The organism is Alkalicoccobacillus porphyridii (genome assembly GCF_007293315.1).
In the GTDB taxonomy this organism is placed as follows: Bacteria; Bacillota; Bacilli; order Bacillales; family Bacillaceae_D; genus Alkalicoccobacillus; species Alkalicoccobacillus porphyridii.
Genome location: NZ_VLXZ01000005.1, coordinates 116,332 through 136,298, shown reverse-complemented (window position 1 = coordinate 136,298; position 19,967 = coordinate 116,332). Strand labels below are relative to the sequence as shown.

21 protein-coding genes are annotated in these 19,967 nt (G+C 38.1%); 16 read left to right on the top strand and 5 right to left on the bottom strand.

From position 1 onward, the window contains the following. Nucleotides 1-63: 63 nt before the first annotated feature. On the bottom strand, nucleotides 64-489 hold the full coding sequence (locus tag FN960_RS09805) for a MarR family winged helix-turn-helix transcriptional regulator (protein WP_143848535.1): 426 nt from the start codon (nucleotides 487-489) through the stop codon (nucleotides 64-66). 119 nt (nucleotides 490-608) lie between these two features. On the opposite strand from FN960_RS09805, the gene FN960_RS09800 reads away from it, so the two are divergent. Then, nucleotides 609-1,196 carry an NAD(P)H-dependent oxidoreductase gene (locus FN960_RS09800; RefSeq protein WP_143848534.1) on the top strand — a complete coding sequence of 196 codons (588 nt, stop codon included), beginning with the start codon at nucleotides 609-611 and terminating at the stop codon, nucleotides 1,194-1,196. An 83-nt stretch (nucleotides 1,197-1,279) separates the two neighbouring features. Here the strand turns inward: FN960_RS09800 and FN960_RS09795 are convergent, their stop codons facing one another. After that, on the bottom strand, nucleotides 1,280-1,774 hold the full coding sequence (locus FN960_RS09795; protein ID WP_143848533.1) for a hypothetical protein: 495 nt from the start codon (nucleotides 1,772-1,774) through the stop codon (nucleotides 1,280-1,282). A gap of 131 nt (nucleotides 1,775-1,905) precedes the next feature. On the opposite strand from FN960_RS09795, the gene FN960_RS09790 reads away from it, so the two are divergent. Then, a complete protein-coding gene (locus tag FN960_RS09790) occupies nucleotides 1,906-2,280 on the top strand; it encodes a hypothetical protein (protein WP_143848532.1) in 375 nt (124 codons plus the stop codon). Nucleotides 2,281-2,288: 8 nt separating this feature from the next. On the opposite strand, the gene FN960_RS09785 is transcribed toward FN960_RS09790, so the two are convergent. Then, nucleotides 2,289-2,966 (bottom strand): VOC family protein, encoded by a 678-nt coding sequence (locus FN960_RS09785; protein ID WP_143848531.1) that lies wholly within the window; start codon nucleotides 2,964-2,966, stop codon nucleotides 2,289-2,291. Between the two features lie 475 nt (nucleotides 2,967-3,441). Between FN960_RS09785 and FN960_RS09780 the strand changes: the two genes are divergently transcribed. From FN960_RS09780 to FN960_RS09745, 8 genes are all read left to right on the top strand, one after another. Continuing rightward, a complete protein-coding gene (locus FN960_RS09780; protein ID WP_143848530.1) occupies nucleotides 3,442-4,344 on the top strand; it encodes a DMT family transporter in 903 nt (300 codons plus the stop codon). A 20-nt stretch (nucleotides 4,345-4,364) separates the two neighbouring features. Next, nucleotides 4,365-4,904: a GNAT family N-acetyltransferase gene (locus FN960_RS09775; RefSeq protein WP_143848529.1), complete on the top strand. Its 540-nt coding sequence runs from the start codon at nucleotides 4,365-4,367 to the stop codon at nucleotides 4,902-4,904. A 34-nt stretch (nucleotides 4,905-4,938) separates the two neighbouring features. Continuing rightward, nucleotides 4,939-5,709: a sugar phosphate isomerase/epimerase family protein gene (locus tag FN960_RS09770; RefSeq protein WP_143848528.1), complete on the top strand. Its 771-nt coding sequence runs from the start codon at nucleotides 4,939-4,941 to the stop codon at nucleotides 5,707-5,709. Between the two features lie 182 nt (nucleotides 5,710-5,891). Then, complete coding sequence (locus FN960_RS09765) at nucleotides 5,892-6,446, top strand: RNA polymerase sigma factor (protein WP_143848527.1); 555 nt, start codon at nucleotides 5,892-5,894, stop codon at nucleotides 6,444-6,446. Further along, nucleotides 6,443-7,198, top strand: a complete 756-nt coding sequence (locus FN960_RS09760) for a hypothetical protein (RefSeq protein WP_143848526.1) — start codon at nucleotides 6,443-6,445, stop codon at nucleotides 7,196-7,198. Before FN960_RS09765 ends, FN960_RS09760 begins: the two co-directional genes overlap by 4 nt. A gap of 2 nt (nucleotides 7,199-7,200) precedes the next feature. Beyond that, nucleotides 7,201-8,073 carry an ABC transporter ATP-binding protein gene (locus tag FN960_RS09755; protein WP_143848525.1) on the top strand — a complete coding sequence of 291 codons (873 nt, stop codon included), beginning with the start codon at nucleotides 7,201-7,203 and terminating at the stop codon, nucleotides 8,071-8,073. After that, the gene (locus tag FN960_RS09750; protein WP_143848524.1) at nucleotides 8,070-9,314 is read left to right on the top strand and encodes a hypothetical protein; all 1,245 of its coding nucleotides are present in this window, start codon (nucleotides 8,070-8,072) and stop codon (nucleotides 9,312-9,314) included. Before FN960_RS09755 ends, FN960_RS09750 begins: the two co-directional genes overlap by 4 nt. Nucleotides 9,315-9,324: 10 nt before the next feature. Next, nucleotides 9,325-10,467 (top strand): ABC transporter permease, encoded by a 1,143-nt coding sequence (locus tag FN960_RS09745; RefSeq protein WP_143848523.1) that lies wholly within the window; start codon nucleotides 9,325-9,327, stop codon nucleotides 10,465-10,467. A gap of 202 nt (nucleotides 10,468-10,669) precedes the next feature. Here FN960_RS09745 and FN960_RS09740 read toward each other — a convergent pair whose 3' ends face one another. Then, entirely contained in the window at nucleotides 10,670-11,842 is a 1,173-nt protein-coding gene (locus tag FN960_RS09740) for a DUF418 domain-containing protein (RefSeq protein ID WP_143848522.1), read from the bottom strand. Nucleotides 11,843-11,924: 82 nt separating this feature from the next. Between FN960_RS09740 and FN960_RS22825 the strand changes: the two genes are divergently transcribed. Further along, the gene (locus FN960_RS22825) at nucleotides 11,925-12,095 is read left to right on the top strand and encodes a hypothetical protein (protein ID WP_185970997.1); all 171 of its coding nucleotides are present in this window, start codon (nucleotides 11,925-11,927) and stop codon (nucleotides 12,093-12,095) included. Nucleotides 12,096-12,164: 69 nt separating this feature from the next. Here the strand turns inward: FN960_RS22825 and FN960_RS09735 are convergent, their stop codons facing one another. Continuing rightward, nucleotides 12,165-12,617 (bottom strand): DUF2188 domain-containing protein, encoded by a 453-nt coding sequence (locus FN960_RS09735; protein WP_143848521.1) that lies wholly within the window; start codon nucleotides 12,615-12,617, stop codon nucleotides 12,165-12,167. A 555-nt stretch (nucleotides 12,618-13,172) separates the two neighbouring features. On the opposite strand from FN960_RS09735, the gene nirB reads away from it, so the two are divergent. From nirB to FN960_RS09710, 5 genes are all read left to right on the top strand, one after another. Beyond that, nucleotides 13,173-15,506 carry a nitrite reductase large subunit NirB gene (gene nirB / locus FN960_RS09730; protein WP_143848520.1) on the top strand — a complete coding sequence of 778 codons (2,334 nt, stop codon included), beginning with the start codon at nucleotides 13,173-13,175 and terminating at the stop codon, nucleotides 15,504-15,506. A gap of 24 nt (nucleotides 15,507-15,530) precedes the next feature. After that, nucleotides 15,531-17,675, top strand: coding sequence for an assimilatory nitrate reductase catalytic subunit NasC (nasC, locus tag FN960_RS09725; RefSeq protein ID WP_143848519.1), 2,145 nt, complete (start codon nucleotides 15,531-15,533; stop codon nucleotides 17,673-17,675). A 22-nt stretch (nucleotides 17,676-17,697) separates the two neighbouring features. Next, nucleotides 17,698-18,912, top strand: coding sequence for a nitrate/nitrite transporter (locus tag FN960_RS09720; protein ID WP_143848518.1), 1,215 nt, complete (start codon nucleotides 17,698-17,700; stop codon nucleotides 18,910-18,912). A gap of 111 nt (nucleotides 18,913-19,023) precedes the next feature. Next, entirely contained in the window at nucleotides 19,024-19,590 is a 567-nt protein-coding gene (locus FN960_RS09715) for an AAA family ATPase (protein WP_143848517.1), read from the top strand. Between the two features lies 1 nt (nucleotide 19,591). After that, nucleotides 19,592-19,948 carry a hypothetical protein gene (locus FN960_RS09710; protein ID WP_143848516.1) on the top strand — a complete coding sequence of 119 codons (357 nt, stop codon included), beginning with the start codon at nucleotides 19,592-19,594 and terminating at the stop codon, nucleotides 19,946-19,948. The last annotated feature ends 19 nt before the right edge of the window (nucleotides 19,949-19,967 follow it).

The window sequence follows — 19,967 nt, the reverse complement described above, 5'->3', positions numbered from 1 at the left end:
TGAGGGAAAGAAATTCTAAGCAAAATATCCTTCATCAGTGCATCTACAAACGTGAAACGGATTTTAATAGTATATTTTCTTTTTAAGCATTTCGAAGGCAGCCTGAATCTCTTCACTGTCTTGATGAGAAACTTGGCCAACCCTTTTATAAAATAGACGCTCAGTCTCTTCAAAAATATTTTTTATCAATTTTTCACCTTCGTCAGATAAAACAACTGAATGTTTGCGCCCATCCTGTTTATTCAAGACTTTTTCAATGAGATTTGATGAGTGTAGTTTTTTCAGTTCTCTACTTGTATTCGGCAGGGATATATACTTACATTCACTAATTTCTGTAGGACTAACCGGCTGTGAAACAAATACATATTCCAAAATTTCATATTGTAGGGGAGTTAAAGGTCCAAATCGTGCATGCTTTGTTAATTCATAAGTCACCTGGTGTACAGACATTGTAAATGACATAAATTGTTTAAATAATTCCGTACTCATTATTTCACCTCAGCAAAAATATACCTAATTATTTATCAAAAAACAATTATCAATTGACAACTAAAAAACCATCGTTTATATTTTTGTTATCAAATGAAAACTAAATATGGTGGTGTATAATGAATCTATTAGTTGTCTATACTCATCCAAATCATCAAAGCTTATGTTTTTCGTTTTTAGAAAAAGTTTTGCAAGGTGCCGAAATCAATGCACGAGTAGGTAAGATAAAAGTATTAGATTTATATAAGGAGAAATTTGATCCAGCGCTTGTATTTAATCAAAACAAGCGCCGAAGAGACTTATATAAGGAACCAGAGCTTGAAGTCTATCGTGAGCAAATTCTTTGGGCAGACAAAATCGTATTTATTTATCCAATCTGGTGGGGACGTCCACCTGCAATGCTTTTAGGGTACATAGACCAAATATTTGTATCAAACTTTGCATATAAAGAAATAGGGAGATATATTCCCGAGGGGTTACTTAAAGAAAAATCAATAGTATGTATCTCTACTATGAAAGGACCGAAACATTATCCATTATTATTCATTAATAATGCTCATAAAGCGTTAATGAAAAAAGCACTCTTTAGATATATTGGTATCAGGAAAGTGAAATTCTTTGAATTTGGAAGTATGGAAGATGTGAATAAAGGTCAAAAAAAGAAACTACAAAAAATCTATCAATACATGAGTGAAGTAGCAAACTAATAGCTGTCGTCTAAAAAAGAAAGTTGAGTTAGTAAGAAAGAATAAGAAAAACCTTTCACCCGCTGGATGAAAGGTTTTTCTTATTATAAGATATAAAATATTAGAATAAAAATGCCGATCGACCATAGCAGCGTTAGATCAAGCGCTTTACGTGTAAGATGTTGATTCGTTAAGAACAACTGGACCGATGCTAACACAGAAAGGAAAATTAGCAGCAAGAATGCACTTCCAACGACATACAAGATCCATCTGAATTCAAAAGATAGCTCTACTAAAAAAGTAAAAGTAGTCATAAAAAGTAGGGAAAAGAAAAAGAACGATAAGATCATAACAGCGATAAACGCTTTCCATGGAATTCTGTTAAATATAGAGTGTTCCTTTAGTAATTCCAGTCTCATAAACAAGTAATAAAAAATGATGATCATAGCTAGAAAAAGAATATTAACAAAACCCGGAATTCTATTCTCTGATAAAAAAATATGAACAATGAATTGAGATAGGTACTCAAGCGAGACAATAAATAAGCAGAGTAAAGCTACAACAACAACCTGTAAAGAAATAATACGAGAACCTTTCATCTACTCCATCCTTTATTTCATGTGAGTGTTATCAAATAACCTACACAAATGTTAACATAAAAAGGGAGTTGGTAGGATGATAAGTAGGACCTTTCTAATTATCAGCTACTCTTAAAAGGGGAGAGATAAAAATGGGAATGATTATTTCTTTAATTGTTGCACTTGGTTTTATCATTTTGACAATTTTATTGGCTCGTTCGGTAGATCGCAAATACATCGTAAAAAAACCGAATGGAGATGTTGATTTTGCTGAAACCTCCTTCTATTTACGGTGGAACACACTTGATACGATGAATGTATGTCTCAGTGTCTATGCGGTTTTTTGTATGGTGGTGTTGAACATCTTAATTATGGCTGAATTTACATATGAACAGGCTTTGGTTCAATTCTTTATGAGTCAATCTCAAGCTTTTGTGATCCTTGTTATTTTGAATCTTTGTTTCCGTATATCTAGAACTCTCAAATCAATCAATGCGCGTTGGGGAAATGCTAGTAATGAATGGTGAAAACCAATTTATGCAGGAAGATCATGATGGAGATGAACTTCATTCATACTCTGAAACACAAACTCACCAACATTCTCAACTACAACATGAACAGGAAAAAATCGAGCAGGCTGATCAGAGAAATACCAGGTGCGTTGGTCTTTCACAATGATAAACAAGCCTTCAGCATCTCCTAGAGGAGCAAATTCCTCACTTCCTAATCTCGCATTTTGTATTCCCATGAGGTTAATTTTCTGAGCTAATTGCTGAACTTGATGTGTGACGATACCAATCTCACTAATATTAATAATTCGTTTCGAATGAAACGGGGAGTAGCTTTCTTGGATAATATCTTCATGCCTGGCAATTAGCTCTAGTATATTACCAGCAGGATCCGTGAAATAAATTGCGTGAGCGTTCCAATTTTTAAAAAAGACCTCATCATAGCCATCTTGAGTGTTAAGTTTTGTTATGGAGGTCAGCCACTTTTTAGCTTCTTGTAGTTGATTCTTTGGAATGTTCATTGCAAAGTGATAAAAAGGGGTAGTAGAATCACTATTTCTTTTGAACACTAGTATGGATGCTCCGACTTGAACAGAAAAAGAATCCTTACCTGAATGTATCAATTCAAAATGTAAGTGATGATGATAAAATTTTTTCATTTCATCTAATTGATTGGTTAATAAAGTTAATTTTTGAATTCTCATAATAATGATCTCCTTATTTAGTCAAATGATTGCTATGATTATTATAAATAAGTTTTACTCGAGTGGGCTCAATCAATGGTATGATATGATCTACATCTTTTGAACGAGTGTAAGATGAGTCTGTTTTCACCTTCAATTTTTCTTTAGAATAGACTAATTAATTCAAGACCTTGATTGGAAAATGTAGTAATATGAATGGAAGTATACGCCTCTGTAGCTCTAGAAGGGAAGAGCGCCGGAAAACAAATGTGCAACCGGGTCGCAAGGCAAGGGTTTCAGAAGCACCGAAAAGCAAAATTAGCTGAGGCAGGTGAAATTCCTAGCCGGTGAAAGTCCGTAGGGAAGCGTGTTCCCCCTAGCCTATGCTTACGTGAGGAGTGCGGGTTCGAATCCCGCCAGAGGCATTAACAAAAGGGAATGAAGATCGTGTTCGTTCCTTTTTTGTTGTATTACGAAATCTTCAGAAGGAGGGGTTATGACTACATTCAAAGCATACATATATACCATTTTAGGCGCCTCATGCTGGGGGTTGATTGGATTATTTGTTGATCCGCTTTATCAGGAAGGATTTACACCCTGGGAAGTGGTGGCGGTACGAGGTATTTTTACCTTTGTCTTTTTAATGATTATTATGGCCATATGGTTTAGACCTCATCTGAAGACAAGAATACGAGATCATTGGATTTTTGCAGCTTCAGGGATTTGTAGCGTTGCTTTTTTTAATTACTTTTACTTCGAGGTATTTGCCCAATCCAATCTGTCCCTTGCAGTAACACTCTTATATACAGGGCCAATGTTTGTCGCTTTACTATCACGAATCTTCTTTAAAGAGCTACTGACAAAAAATAAAATTGCAGCACTTATTTTAGCACTAACTGGCTGTGCTTTTGTTGTGCAGCTATTGCCTTCTGGAACATCTAGTATCCCAGGTTCAGTTATCCTCATGGGAGTACTCTCGGGTTTCTTTTATGCGTTGTATAGCATTTTGACCAAACCCATTACCAAAAGATATTCACCACTAACGATTACGACCTATACATTTTTATATACGAGTCTATTTATGTTGCTTGCAAGTCCTATCATTCAAAAAGTAGCATTGTTTACGAGTCCAGCTGTTTTTATACCAGCTATCCTACTTGCCCTTGTATCAACGGTCGGAGGCTATGTATTCTACACAACGGGCCTAAAACATCTAGAAGCAAGTAAAGCATCGATCCTCGCAACCATTGAACCCGTTGTAGCTGTCATTTCAAGCGTACTGTTTCTTAATGACTACTTAAATCTATGGCAGCTTGCTGGAATTCTCGCAGTGCTATATTCGGCAGTATTAGTTAGTCGAAAAGGGAGGAGAAGAGTGGTAGGAGAGAAGGTTGCATAGGATTAGAAAAGGGGAGCTATATGAAAGGTTTGGAGATAAGACGTCCATTAACGTCAGATAAACAGGAACTGACAGACCTTTTTCAAGAAGTAATTAAGGAAACTTTTAAAAGAGAAAAGATTTCTCATCTAGTAGCTGATCAACAGCAAGAGCTAAATATGAAAATGCACTACTTAGAAAGTGATTTAGCTAAACAAAAGATTGCCCGGTACTTTTTGATAGCGATTGATTCAAGGGATGATAAAATAGTAGGTACCATTGAATACGGTAACGCAAATGAAATCATTCAAGATATACTAAAAGAAGAACTCAGTCAGTATCCGGAAATAGGTACAGTATTTGTCCTTCCTAAGTTTCAAGGTAAAGGAATAGGAACGATGCTGTTAGATACTATCATTAAAGAGATTAAATTATCAGGTTTTAAAGGCTATTGTTTAGACAGCGGTTACAAACAATCGCAACAGTTTTGGATTAGAAAAATAGGGCAACCAACCTTTATTCAAGAGAACTATTGGGATAAAGATAATCATCATATGGTTTGGAAGAGAGAGCTTGAATAGCGATACTGAACACTCTAAAAGGAGTTGATTTCATATGATAAAAACAGGCATGTGTTCCGTTACCTTTCGTGATCAATCCGTTGATACTATTATTAAATGGACAAGTGATGTCGGTCTTGATGGAATTGAGTGGGGAGCTGATGTTCACGCACCTCCAGGGGAGTTAGAGAGGGTGCAATCTATTGTGCGTCAAATGAAGCAAGCTGGATTAGAAGTGCTTTCATATGGTTCCTACTACAAAGCAGGTGTGACTAATCAACCTCATTCGTTTGAAACAATTCTACTGACAGCAAAGGAGCTAGGTGCTCCGTCCATCCGCATTTGGGCCGGAGAAAAAGGATCCGATGAAGCGACTCGGCAAGAGCGTCAAAAGGTTACGGCTGATATTCATCGTGTAGCTGATTTAGCTGAAAACGACGGTATTGCTGTACACATTGAGTATCATGGTGGAACACTTACCGATACGAGTGAAAGTGCAAAACAACTACTAGAAGCGATTGCTCATCAAAATGTTCGATTATATTGGCAGCCAGCTGTTGGTCTGGAAGTGCAAGATAGGGTAGAGGATATTAAAGTCGTTAAACCTTATCTGAAACATGTTCATGTGTTCTATTGGAATATAGAAGAAAGATTACCATTAGCTGAAGGATTACATGCTTGGAAACAGTACCTGCACCAGCTTCATTTAGAAGACTCGAGTGAAGATCAGCACTTTCTATTGGAGTTTGTGAAGGATAATCAACGAGATCAATTTCAGGATGATGCAAAGGCACTTTTACAGCTTATAGCTGATTATCGTGCATAAGACATGATGAATGTAAAAATAATGATTGATGCTAACTCGAATAACGGACGATACAGTCCATATTCGGGTTATTTTTATGTAGACTAAAAATAATTGAATTAGATTAAAACTATTTGTTTTTACTTTTCGCATATATAGTTAAGAGGCACTTAAGAGTGAGACAGCTGGAGGATAGGTTAAGGATGAATCGACTAGAAAACAAATTAATTAAACGAATAGTGCGGAAGAATGATAAGCAGGCAGCAAATGAATTGGTGCGTTTGTATTATCAGTCGGTATACACCTATGTTTATAAACAAACGATCGACAAAGAGCTGGCCCTGGATCTAACTCAAGAAATTTTTATTCAAATGTTAGGGTCCTTACATACCTTCAATGTCGAAAAAGCCTCTTTCACCACCTGGCTCCATCGAATAGCTACTAACCGTTCCATAGATTATTTTCGCTCTACATACCATAAATATGAGAAGCATCGAGTAGAAGTGCAGGAGCAGATGTTCACTAAATTTGAGGATACGGCTCTTTTAATTGAACGTAAGGAAGAGGCTGAAGCTTTAAATGCGCTTATTGCATCATTAGATACTACTTCAAGCCAGATTGTGAGATTAAAGTCATTTGCTGATGCGACTTTTTTAGAGGTAGCTGCATCTCTTGAAATGAAGGAGTCTACCGTTAAGTCAAAGTACTATGCGGCACTGCGTGTGATGAAGAAAAGATGGGAGGAGAACTCAAATTGAATGAAAAAAAACCAACGATCAATTATCCAAATGAAGTAGAAATGGACAAGCATATCAACAACATTGTGGATGCAGGTATGCCAGGAAAAAAATCGATTATAGATCATTTACTTGTGATGTACAGCGAAGTAGGTTTGGGGCATTTGTTTAAGGATAAAACAGAGATTCTTTTTTTAATTTTTATTGGTTTTTCGGTGATGAGTTTTCTATCGTTATCATTAACTAGCAATCAAGCTGCAGATCATGTCTACATTTTTCTGTTTACGATTTCTCCTTGTGTCTACTTTATTTTAGCTGTAAGGAGCTTTGTTCAAAAAATGTATCGAGATGCGCAGATCGAACATACAACCAAATACAGTATGACGCAGCTGTCTGCTTTTCGAATGTTTCTATTCAGTATCGTCTCATTAGGACTTAACACAATAGTCATCGCATTTATTTCAATTTTTATAACGGATATTAGTATTCTACGCGCTTTTTTAATTATGAGTTGTTCATTACTACTTTTTTCCGTGATGTTTCTGTTTGTTTTTAATCGTTCTTCGACTTCTTTTATACAATCCTGGGGACTAGCATCATTGTGGGTTGTCGTGAACGGACTTCTTTATCTGATTTTCCCTACTGGCTTTCAAGATCTTCTTACGCGGATTCCGTTGGTTGCCTACATTCTAGTCAGCTTGATTGGCATGATTTTATTATGTAAGTCAATTCAATCACTATTCTCATACAACATACACAAGGAAGTGGGTTAATCATGTTAACAGTTCAACATGTGTCAAAGTCGTATAAAAAGTCTGCGGTTTTAGAGAATGTATCATTAGAGCTTGAAAATGGAGTATATGGATTATTAGCACCTAATGGAGCAGGAAAAACAACCCTAATTAAAATGCTTGCGACACTCATCTTTCCAACAAAAGGAGAGATCCTTTATAACGGGCGAGACATTATCTCTATGGGAGAATCCTATCGCGAAATTCTTGGCTATCTACCGCAACAATTTGGCTATTATCGAAATGAATCAGCCTCACAATATTTACTGTATATTGCAGCGTTAAAAGGCATAGACAGAAAAGTTGCTAAGCAAAAGGTTGAAGAATTATTAAAGCTGGTAGCACTTGAGGATGTTGGTCGCAAAAAATTGAAGGCATTCTCTGGTGGCATGATTCAACGCGTAGGTATTGCTCAAGCGCTATTAAATGATCCGAAGCTGCTCATTTTAGATGAACCAACAGCTGGGCTTGATCCTAAAGAAAGAGCGAGATTCCGCAGTTTAATCTCCAAGCTTTCACGAGATCGTATTGTGATATTGTCTACACATATTGTTGCCGATGTTGAATCTATTGCAAACGAGATTATTATGATAAAGGACCATAAACTTTTATATAAAGAAACAGTTCCTGCTTTATGTGAAACACTTGAAGGAAAGGTCTTTGAGGTACAGCTAACTCAGGAGGAGTACTCACGCTTTGCTAATCATTATTTAGTTCTGAGTGAGAGGCAACAGGATGGAGGGGTATATGTACGGTTCTATAGTGAGGCTGAGACATGTGGTAAATGGTTACCTGTTAAACCGCAGCTTGAGGATGTATTTTTAACTGTCTATCAAGATGTGGAGCATGCAGAATGATTAAAATTGAACTCATAAAAATTCTGCGTTCACCAGTTGTGATTGGTTTATTTATATTAGCTATGTTGTTAAATGTTCTAATCATATCTTCTATTTGGTATATGCAGGATGATTTACGTGTTGTCAGTAAGCTGGCAGACGACACTGGATACCAAATCAATGATTTTTTTATGGAACAAGCAGATCAAAAAATGAATGAACAAATGGAAGCAATGAATCAAGTTGTTTCACCAGTTATAGGTAAGGAGATTGAGAGCTTATCTGAATTAGATCAAGATTTACTTAATCAACTTACAGAAGATCAATTTAACATAGTTTATGATACTTCTTTAGTTGAGTCTTATTTAGAGCTCATTCCTGAATTAGATCTTGCGTATCAAGAGATCTCACTCACAGATTTTTTAGAGGTTCAAATTCGCTATCACGGCCTGACTGAAAAACAAGCAGCAATACTTCAAAAGAATTTCACAAAATATGAACCGCGATTTAATGAGATTAAAGAATCAAAAGAGTATAAGTCTCTTTATTTCCAAGGTGAGTATCAAATGCATGAAACATTATATCGAACGTTATGGAAAGCGCTATTATTTGAGCTTTTATTAATGAGTGTGTTAATAACAGCCTTTTCAATGAACTACGAATTTGAGCAGCGGACTCACCTTCATACATATGCAACTAAAAGAGGCAGAAAGCTGATGATAGATAAAGCGTTTGCTTCGTTAGTTGCAGTAGCTATAGTATCAATTCTATTAATCAGTTCAACTGTGCTCATATATAGCATCTCTACACCTATGGGGGCTTTGTGGAATACACCAGTTACTTCTTTTTTTAACTGGAATTCAAGTATGAACTATCCGTATTTCTCATGGTGGAATCTATCAATGTGGCAATTTCTTTTGTTAGCTGTAACTGTGACTATTTGCTTGCAGCCTATTTTTTCAGCGATCACTGTGACTATCTCACTATTCATCAGACATACCTATATGACTGTTATGCTGAAACTTCTGTTTGTTGGATTACTGATTACCATTCCTTATATCTTATCCTTGGAGGGGTGGGGGTATTACTTGTTACTTTACCAACCGTATTGGTTGATGTTAAATCCACATTCGTGGTTTACAATTAATTTCGCTCCATTAAGTGGAGAAATGGCAGAGTTGATGATCATCCTTATTTGGGGTCTGATCGGATTAGTAGCTGTATTGATCGGATTTAATAGATTTAAAAGGCTTGATATTTAGGAGGTTGGTCATGTCTATATTCTTTCAAGAGCTAAAGCGAATTTTTCATTGGAAACTACTTATACTACTCGTTCCAGTTACGTTTATTATCTATTTTACATTTATAGAATTTGAAGTGAAGTACTTTCCTAACGGTCGTCCAGCAGGTGATATTGATTTACTTACACGTGAAATGGTTAGTAATTATGATCCGGCTAATGTAACAGCAGGGAATCTGCAGGATTTTAAAGAAAGGCATGAGAATGATATAAGTCGAGCAGATGAATTTGTGAAGAATGACCAACAGGCACAAGAGCTTGGACTTCAGAGTTATTCAGATTTATGGACTGGTCGTGATGATGAACAAATTGATAATTACTACTCAGGTATCATACATAATGACAATCATGAAGCACAGGATTTATTATGGCGAATTACTGCAGGAGAATATATTGTAGAAAGCGCACAAGACTTCACATATTTCCTTGAAGTGTCAAGAAATGATCCAATTATGAAAGAACGTGTTTTAGAAATTCAGGATAATAAAGAATATATGTCTATCCTCCCAGCTCATGTGCTATCACATTTTAACCAGTACATGACGCAAATCACTCGGCTAATTTTAGTCAGTTTGCTAATTGTACTTGCACCAGTTTTTATCCGAGATCGAAAGCAGAATCTTTTAGAACAACAATACTCAAGTAAGGTGGGGCGGAGGTTCTTTCTGATCAAGGCAGCCGCTGTATTAATAGCAGCATTTCTCATCATTACAGCATGGCTACTAATTTGGATGAGTATATACCTTCAGTTTGATACACTAGTGTTTGGTGAAGGACGAGTGAATTCATACTTAAATTCAAGTCTTTTTTGGTACAATCTATCATTTAATCATTATGTTTTAATTATGATTGTAGCCGTCTACCTTTTATGTCTATGCTTTAGTGCTTGGATTATATTGGTCTCACGATTATCATCAATGTATTTTACGTTGTTGGCTATCTTAATTCCGAGTGTGATTTTACTTATTGTACTGGGTCAACGTAGAATCATGACGAACTTTTTTAATCTTGAAAACTGGCAGCATTTCACCCCTACAGTGTATCTTACAATGATAGTTATTGCTGTTGGCATTCTAATTTGGATGGTGAAAAGGGAAAAAACGATAGCGATTTAATAAGAAGGACTGTCTTTAAAATAGCGTATACTTTCCCAAAAACCCTTCAGACCCACTACCACTGCATACGGTTTATAATTCTCTCTTTCACAGCTCTCGGGATAGGGGCCCACGGGTGCGTGCCCCTATCCCGAGAGCGAAGCCGAAGCCCAACTATTAGGTTCAAGCCTTCTCGAGTAAATAGTATTTCCCTACCATTTGTTTAAGCCATCTCCTGTTTCTCCCCCCGGGGCTTGCGATGAACGAGCTTTCTAAATAACTCATCCAGAGGTCCATTCAATTGTTTTCTCTCTAAAATAGAAGAATTCAATAGGGCTAACATCCATATGCCAAAAGCAATGGACCAACTCACGGTTAATCCCATCGTCTCTCCCAAGTTGAGGGTATAGCTAGAGAGAAACATAACTAATAATGCTTCATTTACTATAAAAAAAGTGAGAGACCGTTTTCCAAGTGCAGTGATTGGTTGTATAAGCGTTTGCTTCTGAATAAGTTTTGGACCAATTAACGCAAAGATTGCTGCATAACTCATGCCACCAATGATACCTGTAGCCAAGTGTAAGGTGAAAATTAAACCACTAAATAAGGGCGAAAATTCTAGTAGTTCATTACTGTAAAGGGCTTGTGGAATAGCGCCAAAAATTGAAATGGCTATCCCGATAATCGCCAATTTTTTTAGAAAGGGTTTGTGGTCGGGATCTTCATTCAGTAGCTTTTTTCGACCTGCCCATATGCCGAGTAGTATGGAGATCACTATAGGTAACGCAAGATTTCCCAAAAAAGGTCCGCCAGTAATAAATTGTAGGAACTGACTGCTCAGATTTTCTGCGTAGGATGAGTACGTAAGCTGAACGACGTTTTTATCTTGCTGCATAAAGGTAGCCATACTTCCCCACATGACAGGTAAAATAATGAGAAAGAGTGCGGACATGATTGTAATGGTCCTAACGAGTACTTTATCTTTTTTGAAAATAAGCCAGGTTATACATAGAAGTGCGGCGCCATAAATGGAGAGAATGTCTTGCCCTCCAATGATAACAGATAAGAAAAATCCAAAAATGATTAGATATAATGCACGTCTATACAAGGAGATTTTGGCATCGCGTTTGGTTCTATCTCTCTTTAGATAACTTGCAACAATTAAGGTTAAACCGTAACCGAAAAGAAAAGCAAACATAGGTCTTGCGCGGTTATCAACGATAAAAACCGAAACATAATTAAGGAATGTATCTAGAGAATGCATGCTTTCTGGACGAGTAAGTAATGTGCTACCTGCATATAAAGATGCATGAGCTAGCGCAACTAGAAGCAGCATCATACCTCGGGCTAAGTCTAATGAGATGAAACGTTTTGTGTCTAATGTGTTGTGAGTCATGTTGAGTGGACATTCCTTTCATTAAAGAAGCTAGTTTGTTAATATGGGTACCTAATAACTTTATATAAGCCAGGTGATATACATGGTAGCACTAGAACAAGCAGTTGGAATTCTGTTTTTCATTATGGTGATTGCTCTAATGTTTGCTATTGTAAGGTTTATTGTCACAAGATATCTTGCTGACTTTTATGAGGGTATTTATCAAAAATCAACGAATCTATATAGAAGATTTTTTAAGAATTCTAATGGATAGAGATCATATGATCATCCATAAATCAAACGAAGTGGACAGTTGGAACTGTTCACTTCGTTTTTATTGTATCTAGGAATCATATTGAACTTTCTCATCTACACTACCGTCTTCTTTATGAATAATAAGCTGGGTTCCTTTGTTATTAGCAATTTCTTTTCCGCGTTTAACAGCTTCTGCTTTTGTCTCAAACACATCGGACGGTTGATCAGCTCCTTCAGCTTGAACAGCCCAACCTCCATCTGAATGAGGTGTTACGAATTGAGGTTTTTCATTTAGTTCAGGGCGGGAAGAGCTAGTGCGATTAGAATCAGGTTTTACTTGTCCGCTTTTCAAAAACGAACTAATCTCATGATCATTCGCATTAGCATGCCATTCTTTTGCCTGTTTTGTAGCAATGGGAAGGGCGTCACCTTCTTTGTATCCATCATCGAGCATACTATTTGCAATTTCAATGGCTTTTTTACGAGTGGCCCGATTGAGATTTTTTAATGAACTCGGATAATCATTTAGTGTCCACGGCATAATGTTCTCTCCTCATTTCATCATTTTTAATCTTATTTCCGATTTACAAATGAATAAAACAATTATTTAATCCGGTATTAAAGAGTCTAGAAGACAAAGTTCATATGATTGTGTAAATAATATTTCCAATACCTATCTAAACAAGCGGACGAAAATGGAGGGCCGACACCTACGGGATGTATAGGAGGCCACTGAAAAAGAAGCTTTATATGATAGAGAATCCTCTTATCAACAAGCCCTCATTTCCTTAAATAGCAACGTTCGTCATTGGTGTGATCAGAACAGTAGCGTAGGTTTCTCCTGTAGCGGTAGCCGAAGAAATAAAACATCTTTCGTCCCATATCTCTATACATCGATTAATTTAAGCAAAAGCATGGACTCTATCGTTTAGAACAGGCTATTAATGAACACTAGTAAAGGACTAAAGGATTGCGATTATCGTAATTTTAAATAAAAACTGTGTCACGTAATTTAACATAAACCCCCAAGATTTATAAATGTGTCGATATGATGGATGAATATTGATTAGATTCTGAATATTTAAGGAGTTTACTCATGCCATCTAAAAAAAAGAGAGAACGATTAGTATGGATCGGAAATGGAATGGCTGGCATGCGCTCTGTAGAAGAGGTACTTGCGCTTTGTCCAGATTCATTCGACCTAACAATAATTGGGGAAGAGAGTGTGCGTAGCTACAATCGAATATTGCTTTCTTCAGTTTTGCAAGGAGAAGAATCATTAGATAGTATCCACACTCAGGCGGACGAGTGGTTTTCTGATCGTCATATTACATTGCGTTTAGGTGTAAAGGTTGAATTCATTGATACAAATGAAAAGTTAATTAGCACAACTAATGGTGAGAGTATTCCATATGACAAGCTGATAATTGCTACGGGGTCTAGCCCCTTTATCCTTCCTGTGCCTGGAATTGAGAAGGAAGGAGTAACCGCATTTCGAACGATGGAAGAGTGTAAGGATCTAATGAAAACAGCAGCTTCTTATAAGAGGGCAGTAGTTATTGGTGGCGGCTTGCTGGGACTTGAAGCAGCAAAAGGATTAATTCATCTCGGTATGCAAGTTAATGTGGTTCATCGTTCTCCCTATATCATGGAGCGACAGTTAGATGAGCCAGCTGCCAAACTCCTTCAAAATGAATTGCGAGCACAGGGAATGAAGTTTCATTTAGGTAAAGAAACAACAGAGCTTTCGGGTGACCAACGGGTAAAACAGGTACATTTCTCAGACGGAACATCTATAGAAGCAGAACTGGTTGTTATGTCAGCAGGAGTTCGGCCAAACAGTGAATTGGCTGCTAAGAGTGGAATCAAAACAAATCGTGGAATTATCGTTGATGATCGACTCCAAACGTCTGTAGAAGACGTCTATGCTGTTGGAGAATGTGTGGAGCATCGAGGCATTGTTTACGGGATGGTTAAACCACTGTATGAGCAATGCAAAGTCCTGGCACAGGAGCTTTGTGGAATAGATGGTTTGATGTTTAGAGGTAGTGTACTTGCTACTCAATTGAAGATATCAGGTGTGGACTTATTTTCAGTTGGTGAAATTACAACTAGTGAGAAGAGTAGGGCGATTTTCTTCATGAATGAGGTGAATGGACAGTATAGAAAGCTAATCTTTAATGGAGATCGTTTATCAGGGGCGATTTTATATGGGAATACACTTGACGGCACAAAGCTTACGGATCTAGTGGTAAAGGAAACTCATCTTACAGAGGAAGAGATGCAACAGTTGCTTATCTCGCAAGGAAGTAAGACTGGTCAACTAGCTGAGATACCTGGAACAAACTTAATCTGCCAATGTAATGCAGTATCTAAAGCAGAGATTATCAGAGCTGTTCAGAAAGAAGGCTTGGAAACAGTTGAAGAAGTAAAAACCTGTACAAAAGCATCTAGCTCATGTGGTGGCTGCAAACCACTAGTTGCTGATCTTCTTACCTATATTCAGAGTGATGAGTTTGAGGACGAACTGGAAATTATCCCTGCACTTTGCGGCTGTACTAGCCTTACAGAAGCAGAGGTGGTAGAGAGCCTCTATGAAAATGAACTTAGCTCACTTGAAGAGGTATTTAGTTTTTTACCCTGGAACACTGGTGAAGGGTGTGATTCCTGTTGCGAAACATTGTCTTATTATTTAGGGATGATGCAATCTGAGTTCCATTTCAAACATCATATTCAGAAAAATGCAATAGAGCAATCGGATGGATTGTATTCAGTTCTAGTTGAACTTGATACTATGTCGGGGGAGCGATTCAGCGATTTATCTCAACTGAAGCAGCACAAAGGTTTAACCATTCAGCCTTCAAGTCAAAGCTTACTTCAGATTTCAGGAATAAAAGAACAGGAGCTACAGGATGTATGGAAGCAACTACATCTTCCACCAACTACTTTTTCCGGTAGTCGTTTGTGGATTCGCTCGATCGCTGATTTAAGTCGATGTGTGTGTAACCAGGATGAGGCTTGGCAAATAGCTTCTAGCATAAAAGGTCTATTTCAACTGTTACAAATGCCTACGGAGACAGTCCTCGGAATTCAAGCCTGTTCACACGGAAAGATGGAAGTGGATTTACAGTTGATGAAAACAGTTGTTGGCTGGGAGGTATTTATAGGCGGAAAGGAAGATAAACAGCTGTTTTATGTGATGCTTAACCAAAAAGAGTTAATGGAGACTATACCAATCCTTTTGCAATATTATCGTCAAACAGCCATCTATCGTGAGTCCATTCTTAATTGGTTAAATCGTGTAGGAATGGTCCATGTGAGAGAGGTTGTTTTTGATGCAGGTTGTCGATCTGAATTGCAACATGAACTTGAGGAAACAAAGAAACGATATGAACAGGCTATCGTTTTAAATCAAAAAGAATTAGTTTAATTCAAGAGAGTGGGAGTGGTTCAAGTGGCCGATATGCTGTTAAGCTACTTTCGAGAAAAACAGAAGCATACACAGAAGGAGAAAGTGAGTAATACGCAGTGTCCATTCTGCAGTGTACAATGCAGAATGCAATTAGTGGAGCAAACAAGTGTTACTAGAAAAACGTATCGAACGGTTGGTCTTGATAATCCAACCTCTAAAGGAAGACTGTGTATCAAAGGGTTACATGCCCATCAGCATGCCTTTCATAAGGATCGACTTATGCATCCGCTTATAAAGCAAGACGGGGAATTTGTACAGGTGAGCTGGGAGGAGGCTCTTTCCCATATAGCTCTTAACATTAAACAAATTCAACATGAAGATGGGTATGATGCCATGTCAGTCTATGGCAGTGCTTCCATTACTAATGAAGAAGCATACCTCATGGGTAAGTTTGCGAGAGTTGCCTTACAAACGAAATATATTGATTATAACGGAAGACTTTGTATGTCTGCTGCGGCATCAGCTGGTGCGTTGACATTTGGCATGGATCGGGGACTGACAAATGCGCTTGAGGAGGTATCATATTCTGAGTGCATCATTCTAGCAGGCACTAATATTGCAGAATGCCAACCAACAATTATGCCTTATTTTGAGCAGGCTAAGGAAAATGGCGCTTTTATTATTGCCATTGATCCACGCGAGACAGCAACAACCAATATTGCTGACCTTCATTTGAAGCTAAAGCCTGGAACGGATGCAGCGCTAGCTAATGGCATTTTAAAGGTTATCGTGGAAGAGAATTTAATTGATCATGAGTTTATCCAAAATAGAGCGACAGGTTTTGAAAAGGTGAAGCAGCATCTTAATCGTTTGTCCCTTGAGGAGATTGAGAACAAAACAGGTGTACCTCAAAATGAGATTCGGAGAGCTGCAGTAGCTTTTGGTGAGAAAGCAACCGGAATGATTTTAACGGCAAGAGGTGTTGAACAGCAGACAGACGGATCAATCGCTGTCCGTAATTTCCTCAATATTCTGATAGCTACAGGGAAAATAGGTAAGCCTAGCTGTGGATATGGAGCGATTACCGGTCAAAGTAATGGTCAAGGAGCAAGGGAGCATGGACAAAAGGCCGATCAATTACCTGGCTATCGCTCCATTGAAAATGAAGAACACCGAGCACATGTAGCGAAGGTTTGGGGTGTTGATCCAGAAGAGCTGCCTAGAAAAGGGGTTTCGGCTTTTGAGATGATTCAGAAGATGGATCAAGGTGAGATCAAGGGTTTGTTTCTCCTCTGCTCTAATCCGATTGTTTCAAATCCAAATGCACGATTTGTTAAAAAGGCCTTAAGCAAGCTAAAGTTCCTTGTTGCTGTAGATTTATTTGTTTCGGAAACGGCAAAGCTTGCTGATGTCATTCTACCAACGACCTCTTATTTGGAGGACGAGGGAACCATGACCAACCTAGAAGGTAGAGTAACATTACGTGAAGCAAGTAGACCAGCACTTGGTGAAGCTAGACACGACTGGCAAATTATTTGTGATGTTGCAAGGGCACTAGGAAAGGAGCAATACTTCTCATTTCATTCTGCAGAGGAGATTTTTAACGAGTTAAGAGAGGCGAGTAAAGGTGGTACTGCTGATTATTATGGAATCACTTATGATCGGCTTCGAGGTAAGGAGGGTATTCTCTGGCCTTGCCCAACATTAGATCACCCTGGTACGAAACGCTTGTTTGAGCAGTCTTTTGCTCATCCTGATGGACGTGCTGTGATGACTGACGTACCAAACGACCCAGCCATTGCAAAAGAACAGCCCTGTGCTAGGTATCCGCTTTATCTAACTACCGGTCGAGTGATGTCGCATTATCTAACTGGTGTACAAACAAGAAAGAGCTCTTCATTAGCAGCAAGAAACTTTGAGTCCTTTATGGAAATCCATCCTGATACAGCTGTGAAATTTGGCGTTCAAGATGAGACCCTAGTCAAAATTAAATCGAGGAGAGGATCTATTATCGTTCGTAGTAAATGGTCAAAGGCCATCCGTATGGATACCGTATTTGTGCCGTTTCATTGGAACGAATTACAAAATGTGAACAGGCTTGTGGAGGATAAACTTGACCCAACCTGTAGAATGCCAGGTTTTAAGGTAAGTGCGGTTCAGATAGAAGCTCTACATACCATGCGCTAATTAATCTAAAGGAGTGAGAAAGATGAAACTATCAGATCTTCGCAAAAGTGGTCATGCTCCATCATTGTTCTCGGCTTTTTTATATTTTGATGTAAGCTTTATGATTTGGGTATTGCTAGGTGCCCTGGGTGTTTACATAACAATTGACTTCGATTTAACGGCATCACAGGTTGGTTTAATCGTTGCTATTCCTATTTTAGCTGGATCTATCTTTCGAATTATGATGGGTGTGCTTACGGATCGCTTTGGACCTAAAAAAACCAGTATTGGTGGAATGATTGTTACGATGGTTCCTCTTGCCTGGGGTTGGCTGTTTGGTACCACTGTCGCGGAGCTTTACCTTATTGGAATCCTACTAGGTGTAGCCGGAGCAAGCTTCTCAGCTTCACTTCCAATGGCCAGTCGCTGGTATCCACCTGAGCTACAGGGTCTAGCGATGGGTATAGCTGGTGCGGGAAACAGTGGGACTCTTTTTGCTACATTGTTTGGCCCAAGACTAGCCGAAATTTATGGTTGGAATGGAGTTATGGGTCTTGCACTCATTCCGTTATCTCTCGTCCTGATTTCATACATGATGATGGCGAAAGAGCCACCCAATCAGCCGAAACCAAAACCAATCAAAGATTACTTCTCTGTATTTAAAGAGCGAGATACATGGTACTTCTGTTTGCTCTACAGTGTTACTTTTGGTGGGTTTGTTGGTCTGTCCAGTTTTCTAAGCTATTTCTTTGTTTCACAATACTCATTATCCGCTGTACGCGCAGGAGAATTTGTCACGATTGTTGTAGCCGCTGGAAGCTTTTTGCGACCGGTGGGAGGATATATTTCAGACAAAATTGGTGGAGCTAAGCTACTCTATTTCTTATTCACTGGAATGACTGTGTGTATGCTAACAGTCAGTATGATGCCTCCTCTACTACTTGTCACAGCAGCATTGTTTATCGGTATGGGTTGCCTCGGAATGGGTAATGGCGCTGTCTTCCAACTAGTTCCTCAGAGGTTCCAAAAAGAAATTGGTATGGTTACAGGCATTGTCGGAGCAGCTGGTGGCATAGGTGGTTTTTTCCTACCCAATATTCTTGGCACCCTTCGTGACTGGACAGGGACATACGCCAGTGGGTTTATTGTTTTTGCATGCATTACCCTCTTATCAGTAGGTTTGCTAGCATTAGCACAAGCATCATGGAGAAAGGAATGGAAAGTAGCTAAAACAGCGCAGAAGGTTGTACAGTCTTAAGAGCAAAATAACTTGATAACAGTCGGCACCAAAGTGATAGATACTTTGGTGCTTTTTCAAGTTGCTTATGTAATAATGGATAAAACAACCAAATAGTGTGAGGTGTAAAAGGTGAAGGTTATTTTTTTATTCGGTCCACAGGCTGTAGGGAAAATGACAATAGGTGAGATCTTATCAGAGAAATTATCAATTCCCCTTATGTTTAACCATATGACGTTAGATGTCATTAGCCCTTTTATAGGCTGGACAGAAAGGACATTTGAGCTATCTACTAAGCTTCGAAAAGATATTTTTAGAGCTATGGTGGAGCAACCTGAAAATAAAGGGTTAATATTTACGTTCGTTTGGGCTCTAGATGTAGAGGAGGATTTTAAAGAAGTCCAACGAATCAAACGGATTTTCACAGATACAGGGTCAGAAGTACATTTTGTTGAGCTTGAAGCAGATTTAGAAACACGGTTATTTCGAAATAAAACAGAAAATCGGTTAGCCAAAAAGCCATCAAAAAGGGATATTGCAGCTAGTGAGAAAGAGCTTCTTACAAGTAATCAGAAACATCGATTGAACTCCAAACCTGGAGAGATAAAAGAGAGCAGCTATTATCGCTTAAATGTGACGAATCTTTCCCCTGAACAGGCAGCCAACAATATTATCACGTATTTGTATGAAGGATCTTAAGATGTTAGACATAGTCATGGCTACGAGCTTATATCTAGTTATATTTTTAATTTATCTTTTCATCGGATGGCTTATTATGATGATTGTTAATTTGATTGTAGTGAAGAAAATAACCTTATTTGTGCCACCATTTTTGATTGGGCTTCTGTGTTTTATCTTATTTAGGGTTGGAAATCAGAAGTATCAAGAACATATAGAAGAGCTAGCTAGTTATGGGTATACTCCAGGAAACTTTAGCATGGCAGATGAAACTTTTTTCTTTATTATTTTACTACCCCTAATAGTAACAACTTTAATATGGTCGATTGTTTATTTTATTAAAAGATATACTCGTGTAAAGGTTAATCTAAAAGACTAATTGAATGGGGTGGAGGAGA